The sequence below is a fragment of the Streptomyces sp. NPDC049970 genome (assembly GCF_040660235.1).
Lineage (GTDB): Bacteria > Actinomycetota > Actinomycetes > Streptomycetales > Streptomycetaceae > Streptomyces.
On record NZ_JBFALP010000002.1, the window covers coordinates 468,118 to 482,100 of the forward strand.

A 13,983-nucleotide genomic window follows, 5' to 3' on the forward strand; every position below is an offset into this window, starting at 1 on the left:
ATGACCGCACCTTCGGACAAGATCGTCGATGCCCTGCGCGCAGCGATGCGGGACAACGAGCGGCTCAAGCAGCACAGTCGGCGCCTGGAGCAGGCCGTACGCGAACCGATCGCGATCGTGGGTATGGGCTGCCGCCTGCCCGGCGGCGTCGACAGCCCGGAGCGGCTGTGGGAACTGCTCGCCGGCGGAGAGGACGCGATCACGGGCTTCCCCGACCGGCCCGGCTGGGAACTCGACACCCTCGTCGACCCGGACCCCGACCGGCGCGGCACGACATACGTCAGCCAGGGCGGCTTCCTGCACGACGCCGACCGTTTCGACGCGGGCTTCTTCGGCATCTCCCCGCGCGAGGCGCTCGCGATGGACCCGCAGCAGCGGCTGCTCCTCGAAGTCGCCTGGGAGACCTTCGAGAACGCCCGGATCTCCCCGGACTCCCTGCGCGCCACCGCGACCGGCGTCTTCGCCGGAGCCACCGGACAGGACTACGGCCCCTACGTCGACCAGTGCGGCATCGACACCGAGGGCTACCTCGCGACGGGCTGCGCCACCAGCGTCGCCTCCGGCCGTATCGCCTACGTCCTCGGGCTCGAGGGCCCGGCCGTGACCGTGGACACCGCCTGCTCGTCCTCACTGGTCTCCCTGCACCTCGCCGTGCAGTCGCTGCGTTCCGGGGAGTGCTCGCTGGCCCTCGCCGGCGGCGCCCAGCTGATGGCCAGCCCCTCCACCTTCCGGGAGTTCAGCCGTCAGCGCGGACTCGCTCCGGACGGCCGCTGCAAGCCGTTCTCCGACGACGCGGACGGCACAGCCTGGAGCGAGGGCGTCGGCATGGTCCTCGTCGAGCGCCTGTCGGACGCGCGACGCAACGGCCACCGTGTGCTCGCCGTGATCCGTGGCACCGCCGTCAACCAGGACGGCGCCTCGAACGGCCTGACCGCACCCAGCGGACTCGCCCAGCAGCGGGTGATCCGGCAGGCCCTGGCTAACGCGGGGCTCTCCACCGCCGACGTCGACGCGGTCGAGGCGCACGGCACCGGCACGACACTCGGCGACCCGATCGAGGCACGGGCCCTGCTGGCGACGTACGGCCAGGACCGCTCCGAGGACCGTCCGCTGTGGCTCGGCTCGATCAAGTCGAACCTGGGCCACACCCAGGGCGCGGCCGGCGTCGCGGGCATCATGAAGATGGTGCTGGCGATGCGGCACGGCCTCATGCCGAGGTCGTTGCATCTGGGTACGCCGTCGTCGCATGTGGACTGGTCGGCTGGTGCGGTGGAGCTGCTTTCCGAGGCGCGTGAGTGGCCGGTGGGGGAGCGTCCACGTCGGGCTGGGGTGTCGGCGTTCGGGATGAGTGGTACGAACGCGCACGTGATTCTGGAGGAGGCGCCGGCTGAGGAGCCGGTCGTGCGTGTGGAGTCCGGGGTTCCGTCGGTGGTGCCGTGGGTGCTCTCCGCACGGGGGAACGCTGCGTTGCGGGGTCAGGCTGCTGCGTTGGCGGGTTTGGCCGGGGTGGCTGATCCGGTTGATGTGGGTTGGTCGTTGGTGGGTACGCGTGCGCGGTTCGAGCACCGTGCCGTGGTCGTGGGCGGGTTCGCCGCCGGGTTGGGTGCGTTGGCCTCGGGGGAGCCTGCGGTTGGTGTGGTGTCAGGGGTGGCAGGTCCGGTGGGGCGGACGGTGTTCGTCTTCCCGGGTCAGGGTGCTCAGTGGGCCGGGATGGGGGTGGAGTTGGCGGCGGTGTCGTCGGTGTTCGCCGACAGGCTGGCTGAGTGTGAGACCGCCTTGTCGCGCTTCGTGGACTGGTCGTTGATGGCGGTTTTGCGTGGTGATGTGGGTGCGCCGTCGTTCGATCGGGTGGATGTGGTGCAGCCGGCGTCGTTCGCGGTGATGGTGTCGTTGGCGGCGTTGTGGCGTTCGTACGGTGTGGAGCCTGCGGCTGTGGTGGGGCATTCGCAGGGTGAGATCGCTGCCGCGTGTGTGGCGGGTGCGTTGTCACTTGAGGACGCGGCGCGGGTGGTGTGTCTGCGGAGTCGGGCGATCACGGCGTTGGCCGGTTCGGGTGGTATGGCGTCGGTGGCTGCGCCGGTCGGGCGGGTCGAGGAGTTGGTGGCGCCTTACGGTGAGCGGCTGTCCGTCGCCGCCGTGAACGGTCCCGCCTCGGTGGTGCTGTCCGGTGACCGCGACGCGCTGGAGGACCTCGCCCGTACCTGCGCGGAGCGTGATGTGCGGATGCGGATGATTCCCGTGGACTACGCGTCGCATTCGGCGGCGGTGGACGTGCTTGAGGAGGACATCGCCACTGCGTTGCGTGATGTTGCTCCGCGTGCTGGTTCGGTGCCGTTGTTGTCCACCGTCTCGGGTGAGTTCGTCGACGGTTCGGGGATGGACGCCGCGTACTGGTTCACGAATCTGCGTTCGCGGGTCCGGTTCGCGGAGGCTGTGGAGAGGCTGGTTGCGGAGGGTTTCGGCACGTTCGTCGAGGTGTCCTCGCACCCGGTGCTGACCACTGCGGTGCAGGAGGTTCTGGAGGTTGTCGAGGACGGTGTGGTCACCGGGTCGTTGCGTCGTGACGACGGCGGTCTGGACCGGTTCCTCTCCAGCGTGGCCGAGTTGTGGGTGCGCGGTGTCGAGGTCGACTGGACGGTCCCCTTCGAGGGTGCCCACCCCCGCACTGTCGACCTGCCGACCTACGCCTTCCAGCACAAGGGGTACTGGCCCGAGCCCAGCGCCGAGAAGCTCACGACGGCCGACAGCGACGGCCCCGCCGCCGACGAGTTCTGGGCGGCCGTCGAACGGGCCGACGTGGGTTCGCTCGCCGACACGTTGGGCACGGAGACTGCCGTCCTCGATCCGCTGCTGCCCGTACTCGCGGACTGGCGCCGCCGGCAGCGCGAGCAGGACACTGCCGATTCCTGGCGCTACGAAGTGAAGTGGCGCCCGCGCGGCGGCACTGACGCGCGGCCGGCCCTTACCGGCACCTGGCTGCTGGTCCTGCCGGAGGACGGGGCGGACCCGAAGCGGACCGCCGCCGTCACCGCGGCACTGGCCGACCACGGTGCGCAGGTGCACACACTGGAGCTGTCGGGCGGACGGGAAGCACTCGCCGGCCTGCTGCGGGGGATCGCGGCCGTCGACGGGGTGCTCTCCCTCGCGGCCCTCGACGAGTGTCCGCACCCCGGACAACCCGCGGTGTCGGCCGGGTTGGCGTCCACTGTCTCCCTGGTGCAGGCGCTCGGCGACGCGGATGTGACCGCGCCGCTGTGGATCGCCACCCGGGGCGCTGTCGGTATCGGCCCCTCGGACCCGCTGCACAGCGTGGAACAGGCGGCCGTCTGGGGTCTCGGCCGGGTGGTAGGGCTTGAACACCCCGACCGCTGGGGCGGTCTGATCGACCTGCCCGAACTCCTCGACGCGCGCGGTGCCGAGCGTCTCGCCGCCGTGCTGGCCGACGGGGGCGAGGACCAGATCGCCCTCCGCGCATCCGGCTCCTTCGTACGCCGCCTCGTCCACGCCCGGCCCGTCGGCACACGCGTGCGCCCCTGGCGGCCGAGCGGCACGGTGCTGATCACCGGTGGTACCGGCGGCATCGGAGCGGAACTCGCCCGCTGGCTGTCCGCCGAGGGCGTCGACCACCTGCTCCTCACGGGGCGGCGCGGCGCCGACGCGCCCGGGGTGGAGGACCTGCGGGCCGAACTCACGGCGCAGGGCGTCGGCGTGACCGTTGCCGCCTGCGACGTCGCGGACCGGGCAGCCCTCGCCGCCGTACTCGACATGGTTCCGGGGGAACACCCGCTCACCGGGGTGATTCACGCCGCAGGGGTCGGCGAGTTCGCCCCGCTGGCCGATCACGACCTGGACGACGTCGCGGCCGTCCTGAACGCCAAGACGCGGGGCGCCGCACACTTGGACGACCTGCTCGGCGACCGGCCGCTCGACGCGTTCGTGCTCTTCTCCTCCAGCGCCGGCGTGTGGGGCAGCGGCGGTCAGTCCGCGTACGCGGCGGCCAACGCCTACCTCGACGCGCTGGCCCTGGTACGCCGGTCCCGTGGTCTCGTCGCCACCTCCATCGCCTGGGGCGCCTGGGGAGGCGCCGGCATGGCCGCCGACGCGGGCATGGCACGTCACCTCGGGGACCGGGGTATCCGGGCGATGAGCCCGGCCTCGGCCCTGGTCGCACTCCGGGGCGCCGTCGAGGCGGACGACACGGTCGCCGTGATCGCCGACATGGACTGGGAGCGCTTCGCGCCGGTGTTCGCCGCCGCACGTCCCAGGCCCCTGCTCGCCGAACTGCCCGAGGCCAGGCAGGCACTGGAGGCCGGCCCCACGGGTGACCCGGCGGCCGAGTCCGGCCGGCCGGGCTCCGACCTGCTCCGTCGCCTGACCGGCCGGACACCGGCCGAGCAGCAGCGGGAACTCCTGGACCTCGTACGCGCCCACGCCGCCGCCGTCCTCGGCCACGACGGCGAAGACGCCATCGAGCAGGGCCGCGCCTTCCGTGAACTCGGCTTCGACTCGCTCACCGCCCTCGAACTCCGCAACCGGCTCACCGCCGCGACCGGACTGAGGCTGCCCGCCACTCTGGTCTTCGACCACGCCCGGCCCCGCCTGCTCGCCGCCCACCTGCGGGCCCTCCTGCTCGGTGACGACCAAGGGCAGGACACCGTGGCGCAGGACGCCCCGGCGGACGACGAGCCGATCGCCATCGTCGGCATGAGCTGCCGCTACCCCGGCGACGTGCGCTCCCCGGAGGACTTCTGGAGGCTCCTCGCCGACGGGACGGACGCGCTGTCGCCGCTGCCGTCCGACCGGGGCTGGCCGTCCGTCGTCGGCGGGGTCGGCGAAGGCGGATTCGTCTACGACGCCATCGACTTCGACGCCCAGTTCTTCGGCATGAGCCCACGTGAGGCGCTTGCGACGGACCCGCAGCAGCGGCTGCTGCTCGAAGCCGCCTGGGAGGCCTTCGAGAACGCCGGCATCGCCCCGTCGTCGGTGCACGGCACCCGCACCGGTGTGTTCATCGGCTGCAACAGCATGGGATACGGCAGTGGTCTGACGACCGTGCCGGAGGAGGTCAGGGGACACCTTCTCGTCGGCAACGCGACGAGTGTCGTGTCCGGCCGCGTCGCCTACACCCTCGGCCTGGAGGGCCCCGCGGTCACGCTCGACACCGCGTGCTCGTCCTCGCTGGTGGCCCTGCACTGGGCCGCACAGTCACTGCGCACCGGCGAGTCCACGATGGCACTCGCCGGCGGTGTGGCGGTGCTGATCACCCCGGACAGCTTCACCGAGTTCAGCCGCCAGGGCGGGCTGGCCGCCGACGGCCGCTGCAAGCCGTTCTCGGATGATGCGGACGGTACGGGCTGGGGTGAGGGTGTCGGGGTTCTGGTGCTGGAGCGTCTGTCGGACGCCCGGCGCAACGGGCACGAGGTGCTCGCCGTTATCCGGGGTACCGCGACCAACCAGGACGGTGCCTCCAACGGCCTCAGCGCCCCGAGCGGGCCGGCCCAGCAGCGGGTGATCCGGCAGGCGCTGGCGAACGCCGGTCTGGCCCCGTCCGACGTGGACGTGGTGGAGGCGCACGGTACGGGTACCAGGCTGGGCGACCCGATCGAGGCGCAGGCCCTGCTGGCGACGTACGGGCAGGACCGGCCCGGGGAACGGCCGTTGCTCCTCGGCTCGGTGAAGTCGAACATCGGGCACACGCAGGCCGCCGCCGGTGTCGCCGGCGTGGTCAAGATGGTGCTGGCGCTGCGGCACGAGGTTCTGCCGAGGACGCTTCACGCGGATACGCCGTCGTCGCATGTGGACTGGTCGGCGGGTGCGGTGGAGCTGTTGTCCGAGGCGCGGGAGTGGCCGAGGGGTGAGCAGCCGAGGCGGGCCGGTGTGTCCGCGTTCGGTATCAGCGGTACGAACGCGCACGTGATCGTGGAGGAGGCTCCGGAGGAGGTCGGGGAGCCGGTTGCTGCGCGGGAGGTCGTGCTGCCGGTGGTGCCGTGGCCGGTGTCGGCGCGGTCCCGCGAGGGACTGGCCGCGCAGGCGGCGCGGTTGCTGTCCGGTGTGGAGGGGCTCGACGCCCTGGACGTGGCTCTGTCGTTGGGTACGGCGCGGTCGGGTCTGGAGCACCGGTCCGTGGTGCTGGGGGCGGATGCGGCGGAGTTGGGTGCGGGGCTGGGGGCGCTGGCGGCCGGTGAGTCGGTGCCGGGTGTGGTGTCCGGTCTTGCCGGCGAGGGTCTGACCGGGTTCGTGTTCTCGGGTCAGGGTGGTCAGCGGGTCGGTATGGGCGTGGAGTTGGCGGATGCCTTCCCTGTGTTCGCCGAGGCGCTCGATGAGGTGTGTGCGCGGTTCGACGGCCTGCTGTCCCGGCCTCTGCGTGAGGTGATGTCCGGTGATGCGGAGGCGTTGAGGAACACGGGTTGGGCGCAGCCTGCGATTTTCGCGGTCGAGGTGGCGTTGTTCCGGTTGGTGGAGTCGTGGGGTGTGCGGCCGGATTATCTGGTCGGGCATTCGGTGGGTGAGCTGGCGGCGGCGCATGTTGCTGGTGTGCTGTCGCTGGACGACGCCTGCCGGCTCGTCGCCTCGCGGGCTGGGCTGATGGGGGCGTTGCCTTCAGGTGGTGCGATGTGGGCGGTACGCGCGACCCTCGAGGAGGTCACTCCCCACCTGGTGGACGGTGTGTCGGTGGCGGCGGTGAACGCGCCGGGCCAGGTGGTCCTGTCCGGTGCGCGTGAGGCTGTCGAGCAGGTGGCGTCCGCCCTGTCCGACCGCCGGGGGCGTTGGCTGGAGGTCAGTCACGCGTTCCATTCGGCTTCGATGGACCCGATGTTGGACGAGTTCGACAAGGCTGCTGCCGGGGTCGTCCATGACCGTCCGCAGGTCCCGATCGTCTCGACGCTGACCGGTGAGCCGGTCCAGGAGTTCACCGCCGCGTACTGGGTGGACCAGGTGCGGGGCACGGTGTGCTTCGCCGACGCCGTCACCCGGCTCAAAGACCTGGGCGTGACCCGGTTCGTCGAGCTCGGCCCCGACTCAAGCCTCATCGGCGCCATCGGCGAGACCTGCGAACAGGCCCTTTCCGTATCCCTGTTGCGCCGGGACCGGCCCGAGCCCGTCACCGCCGTCGCCGCTCTGGCGAGCCTGTGGACTGCGGGGGCCGAGGCCGACTGGGCTGCGTTCTTCGCTCCCACCGGCGCGCGGGCCGTCGAGCTACCGACGTACGCCTTCCAGCGGCGCCGCTACTGGCTCGGCGCCGGAGCGGACACGACCGGGGAGCCCTGGAGGTACCGGGTGGGATGGCGGCGGATCGCCGACGGCCATGGCCGGCCGTCCGGCCGCTGGCTGGTGCTGGCGCCCGATGCCGACGACGCAGTCGTCACCGCCCTCACCGACGCGCTCCGGTCCCGTGACGTGAGTACGGACGCCGTCGTCGTCCCGGCGACGGAGCGCGCGGAACTCGCCGAGACGCTGCGTGGCCACGCCGATGTGCGTGGCGTGATCTGCCTGCCCACCCACTCCGCCGGTCCCGGGGCCGCCACGTCCGCGTGGGTCGCGGATGTGGTGCGGGGGCTGGGCGACGCCTCCGTGGCCGCACCTCTGTGGTGCGTCACCCGGGGTGCCGTCTCGACCGGCGCCGGTGACGCGGCGCCGTCCCCCGAACAGGCCGCTGTCTGGGGCCTCGGGCGAGTCGCCGCGATGGAGCACCCGGACCGCTGGGCCGGTCTGGTCGACCTGCCGGCCGAGACGGCGGCACGGGACATCGACCGGCTGATCGGCCTGCTCGCCGGCACCACGGGTGAGGCCGAGATCGCGATCCGTCCCGCGGGACTCTCCGCCCGCCGGCTGGAACGCGGCGCGGTCCCGTCCAGCGCTGCCCCGTCCAGCGCGGCCCGGGCGGCCGAAGCCCCTTCCGGTGAGACTCCCGCCGTCCCCGCCGACGGCGAACGGCCGCTCGGCGGTACCGTCCTGGTCACCGGCGGGACCGGGGCCCTGGGGGCCCACGTCTGCCGTTGGCTGGCCGCAGGGGGCACCCGGCATCTCGTGCTCATCGGCCGGCGAGGCCTCGAAGCGCCCGGCGCTGCCGCTCTGCACGACGAACTCACCGGCATCGGCGCCCGGGTCACGGTCGCGGCGTGCGACGCCTCGGACCGCGGCGCGCTCGCCGGGCTCATCGAGGGACTCGACGCCGACGGCGTCCACATCGACGCCGTCGTACACGCCGCCGGGGTGGTCGACGACGGGCTGCTGCACACCATGACCCGGCAGCAGCTCGACGGCGTATGGGCGGCGAAGGCCACGGCCGCCGCACACCTCGACGAGCTCCTGCGCGGGCGGAAGCTGTCCGCGTTCGTGCTGTTCTCCTCGCTGTCCGGCACCCTGGGCGCCGTCGGCCAGGCCGGATACGCGGCGGCCAACGCCTACCTGGACGCCCTCGCCGAGACCCGGCACCGGGCCGGGCTGCCCGCCCTGTCGGTGGCCTGGGGACCCTGGGACGGCGGCGGTATGGCCGCCGACGGCCACCTGGCCGAGCGGATGCGGGAAACCGGACTGATCCCGATGGAGGCCGGTGCCGCGCTCCGGGCACTCGAAGCCGCCCTCACCGGCGACGCGTCCTGCACGGTGATCTCGGACGTCGACTGGAGCCGGCTGACCGCCGCCCGCCCGAGCCCGCTGCTCACGGAACTCGCGGCACCGGCCGATCCTGCCACCGCCGGTGTCCCGGGCGGTGCCGCCGCGCTGCGGCTCGAAGTACTCGCCCTGCGCGCGGACGCACGCCATGCGGTGCTGCTGGACGCGGTGCGCGCCCAGGCCGCCGAGGTGCTCGGGCACACGTCCGTCGAACCGGTCGAGCCGGAGACCCCGTTCTCCGCGCTCGGCTTCGACTCGCTGCTCGCCCTCGACCTGCGTGCCCGGCTGGGAACGCTCACCGGCCTGGCCCTTCCGGCCACCCTCGCCTTCGACCATCCGACGGCCGACGCGCTCGCCCGGCACCTGCTCGACGAGCTGTCCGGCGAGCGGACCGACGACACACTCCTGCCGGTGCCCGCCGGTCCGCTCGCCGACGACGAGCCGATAGCCCTGGTCAGCATGAGCTGCCGCTTCCCCGGCGGCCTGCAGACCCCCGAGGACCTGTGGCGCCTGCTCACCGACGGCGACGACGCGATAGGACCGTTCCCCGAGGACCGGGGATGGGACACCACCGCGCTCCACCACCCCGACCCCGACCACGAGGGCACCTCGTACGCACGCGAGGGCGGCTTCCTGCACGGTGTGGGGCAGTTCGACAACGACCTCTTCGGCATCAACCCGCGCGAGGCGCTCGCCATGGACCCGCAGCAGCGGCTGCTGCTGGAGTGCTCCTGGGAGGCGCTCGAACGCGCCGGTATCGACCCGAAGGCGGTGCGCGGCCGGCGGATCGGCGTGTTCGCCGGAACCAACGGCCAGGACTATCCCGCGGCCCTGCACAACTCCGGCGAGAACGTGGCGGGTTACATCGCCACCGGCAGCTCGGCCAGTGTGTTCTCCGGCCGCATCTCCTACACGTTCGGGCTCGAAGGGCCCGCCATGACCGTGGACACCGCATGCTCCGCCTCCCTGGTGGCGCTGCACCTGGCCTGCCAGGCGCTGCGGGCCGGCGAGTGCGAGGCCGCGCTCGTGGGCGGTGCGTCCGTGATGAGCACCCCGGGCGCGTTCATCGAGTTCAGCAGGCAGCGCGCCCTGTCCGCCGACGGCCGCTGCAAGGCGTTCTCGGACGACGCCGACGGCACCGGCTGGGGTGAGGGCGCCGCCGTCGTCATGGTGGAGCGGCTCTCCGACGCCCGTCGCAACGGGCACCCCGTGCTCGCGGTGGTCCGGGGCTCGGCGGTCAACCAGGACGGTGCGTCCAACGGACTCACCGCCCCCAGCGGGCCCGCCCAGCAGCGGGTCATCCGGCAGGCGCTGGCCAGTGCGGGGCTGTCCGCGCGGGACGTCGACGTCGTCGAGGCGCACGGCACCGGCACCACGCTCGGCGACCCGATCGAGGCGCAGGCGCTCCTCGCCACGTATGGCCAGGACCGGCCCGAGGACCGGCCGCTGTGGCTCGGCTCGGTGAAGTCCAACATCGGCCACACCCAGGCCGCCGCCGGTCTCGCCGGCGTACTCAAGACGGTCCTGGCGCTGCGGCACAGCACTCTGCCGAGGACCCTGCACGTGTCCGCCCCGACCTCGCACGTTGACTGGACCACGGGCGGCGTCCGGCTGCTCACCGAGGAACGGCCGTGGCCGGGCGACGGACGCCCGCGCCGTGCCGCCGTGTCTGCCTTCGGGGTCAGCGGCACCAACGCCCACGCGATCATCGAGGAGGCGCCCGCCCCACAGGCCCCGGCGCCGCAGCCGGTCGCCGCGCCGGCCCCCGGCCTCGTCCCGCACACCGTGTCCTGGCCGCTCTCCGGCAAGTCGCCCCAGGCACTCGCCGGGCAGGCGGCACGCCTGCTGACCGCGGTCAGCGGGCACTCCGCACCGAACCCCGCCGACATCGCCTGGACCCTCACCACCGGACGGGCGGCCCTCGACCACCGCGCCGCCGTCACAGGCGCCACCACCGGCGAACTGGCCGCAGGGCTGGCCGCCATCGCCGACGGCAGGGAAGCGGCGGGCGTGGTCACCGCCACCGCGGGTTCGCCCGGCAGGACCGTCTTCGTCTTCCCGGGCCAGGGCGCCCAGTGGGTCGGCATGGCCACCGAACTGATGGACGTGTCACCGGTCTTCGCCGCGAAGATCGACGAATGCGGTGAAGCACTGGCCGAGTTCACGGACTGGACACTCGTCGACGTACTGCGCGGCGCGCCCGGGGCCCCCGGCCACGACCGGGTGGACGTCGTCCAACCCGCACTGTTCGCGGTGATGGTGGCACTCGCCGAGCTGTGGCAGGCCTGCGGAGTCCGACCGCACGCCGTGATCGGGCACTCCCAGGGCGAGATCGCCGCCGCGTGTGTGGCGGGTGCCCTCTCCCTCCGTGACGCCGCCCGCATCGTCGCCCTGCGAAGCCGCGCCCTGACCGCGCTCGCCGGAAGCGGCGGCATGGTGTCCGTCATGCTCGCCCCCGACGCGGCGGCCGAACTGGTCGCGGAGCACGACGGGCGGCTCTCCCTGGCCGCCGTCAACGGGCCCGCCTCGGTGGTCGTCTCCGGAGACGCGGACGCACTCGACGACCTGATGGCCACCTGCGAGGACCGCGGGATCCGGGCCAGGCGCGTCCCCGTCGACTACGCCTCGCACAGCGCCCACGTCGACCGCATCCGCGACGAACTCAGCACCGCCCTCGCCCCCACCCGGCCCCGGCGGCCCGCCATTCCGATGCTGTCCACCGTCACCCGCACATGGGCCGAGGACGGTGAGCTCGACGCCGACTACTGGTTCCACAACCTCCGGCGGCAGGTCTCCCTCGACCCGGTGGTCCGCACCCTCGCCGGCGAGGGCCACCGCACGTTCATCGAGATGAGCCCGCACCCGGTCCTGACCGTCCCCGTGCGCGAGACCCTGGACGACCTCGGGGTGACCTCGGGCCGGATCTTCGTCGGCGGCTCCCTGCGGCGCGACGACGGCGGTCCGCGCCGCTTCACGACGTCCCTCACCGAGGCGTACGTCTCCGGAGTCGACGTCGACTGGACGGCCGTCCTCGCCGAAGCCGGGCCCTCGCCCGCCGACCTGCCGACGTACGCGTTCCAGCGCCGCGCCTACTGGCCCCGCGCCGCCGCTCCCGGCACCGGCACGGTCACGACCGATCCCGTCGACAGCTCGTTCTGGACGGCCGTCGAGCAGGAGGACACACAGGACCTCGCGGCCACCCTCGGGGTCGGCACCTCGGCCCTCGCCGAGGTGCTGCCCGCGCTCTCCGCCTGGCGCCGCACCCGGCACGAGGAAGCCGCGCAGGACGCCTGGCGCTACCGCGTCGAATGGCGCCCCCTGAACCCGGCTCGGCCCGCGCGGCTGTCCGGCACCTGGCTGCTCCTCACCCCCCGAACGGGCGGGACGGCGTCCGACGCCACGCGGCGTGACTGGTGCGCCGCCGTCGAACGGGCCCTGGACGTCGCGGGCGTGGAGCTCGTGCCGGTACCCGTCGACACCGCCACGGTCACCCGCGACACGCTCGCGGGACAGCTGGGGGAGCACCTGTCGCGGGCCGGTGCCGTCAGCGGGGTCCTCTCGCTTCTGGGAACCGACGAACGACCGCACCCGCTGCACCCCGCACTCCCCGGCGGCGTCGCGGCAACCCTTCTCCTCGCCCAGGCCATGGCCGACACCGGCGCCCCGGTACCGCTGTGGCTGGCCACCCGCGCGGCCGAGACGGCCGCTCCCGGCGACCGGATCGACAGCCCGGTGGGACGGCAGGTCTGGGGCCTCGGCCGGGTGCTCGGACTCGAACACCCCGACCGGTGGGGCGGCCTCGTCGACCTCCCGGCCGAGCTCGACGACCGTACGGCGGAACGCCTGCGGCAGGTACTCGCCGACGACGGCGACGAGGACCAGATCGCGGTCCGGCGCAACGGCGTCCTGGTCCGGCGCCTGGTTCCGGCGCCGCTCGGCGACAAGGCCCCCGCCCGCGACCTCCGGTTCCGGGACACCGCACTCGTCACCGGCGGAACCGGCGGGCTGGGCGCCCACATCGCGCGCTGGCTGGCGGAGGCGGGAACCGAGCACCTGGTGCTCACCGGCCGACGTGGGGCAGAAGCCCCGGGAGCCGAGGAACTGCGCGCCGAACTCACCGCACTCGGGGCCCGCGTGACCATCACGGCCTGCGACGTGTCCGACCGTGCCGCCGTCGCTGCCCTGCTGCACGGACTGCGCGCGGACGGCGAACGCCTGCGCACCGTCGTGCACGCCGCCGGCGTCGTACAGGCCACCCCGCTCACCGGGATGAGCCTCGCCGAATGCGCCGCCGTCCTGGCGGCCAAGGCCCTGGGCGCGGCCCACCTCGACGAACTCCTCGACGAGATCCTCGACGAGGACGAACTGGAGGCGTTCGTGCTGTTCTCCTCCAACGCCGGGGTCTGGGGCAGCGGCGGCCAGGCCGCGTACGCCGCGGCCAACGCCTACCTCGACGCCCTCGCCCAGGACCGCAGGGCCCGGGGCCGTACCGCCACCTCGGTCGCCTGGGGCGCGTGGTCGGGCAGCGGGATGGCCGCCGACCCGGCCGCCGAGGAGCAGCTCCGCCGACGCGGTGTCCTCGCCATGCCGCCCGAGCGGGCCCTCGCCGCGCTCGGCCGGGCCCTGGAGCACGACGAGACCGTACTGACCGTCGCCGACGTCGACTGGGCGCGCTTCGCGACCGCGTTCACCGCCGCCCGGCCCCGTCCGCTCCTCGCCGAGATCCCTGCCGCTCGCAGGCCCCGGACGGAGGACGGCCCCGAGGAGACGGGCACGGACGGCGCCGCGCCCGGCGAACGCTTCCGGGCCATGCCCGCCGCGGAACGCGACGCGGCCGTGCTCGACCTGGTGCGGTCCGCCGTGGCCGCCGTACTCGGCCACGACGGCACCGAATCCGTCGAAGTCGGCCGGGCCTTCAAGGACCTCGGCTTCGACTCCCTCACCTCGGTCGAGCTACGCAACCGGCTCACCGCCGCGACAGGCCTGAGCCTGCCCGCCACGCTGGTCTTCGACCACCCGACGCCACTGGACCTCACCGGTCTGCTCTGCGCCGGACTCGGGGGTGACCAGCCCGGTCAACTCACGCCGGACCAGGCAGTCCTTCAGGAACTGGACAAGCTCGAAGCCGGAATTTCAGCTCTTTCCCCAGACCACGATCTCGACGCCGTACAGGCTCGGCTCCGGAGCCTAGTGTCGAGTCTGGGGGACAGGCAGTCCGCTAAGGACGAGGTTCCCGTGACCCGAAAGCTGGAGACAGCGACCGACGACGAGCTGTTCGAATTCATCCACCGGGAGTTCGGTAAGTCTTCCTGACCGGAAGCCGAAGCTGCCGACTCCGTGGCGACGCCAACAGGAGACGGTCCGTAA

1 protein-coding gene is annotated in these 13,983 nt (G+C 73.2%); it reads left to right on the top strand.

Features of this window, described 5'->3' with window-relative positions; genetic code table 11:
* Entirely contained in the window at positions 1-13,929 is a 13,929-nt protein-coding gene (locus AB0I83_RS05205) for a type I polyketide synthase (RefSeq protein WP_363303666.1), read from the top strand.
* Positions 13,930-13,983: the final 54 nt, after the last annotated feature.

What these genes read in the sequence shown, in the direction of transcription:
- AB0I83_RS05205 (WP_363303666.1), top strand. Translation starts at nt 1, where the DNA reads ATGACCGCACCTTCGGACAAGATCGTCGATGCCCTGCGCGCAGCGATG.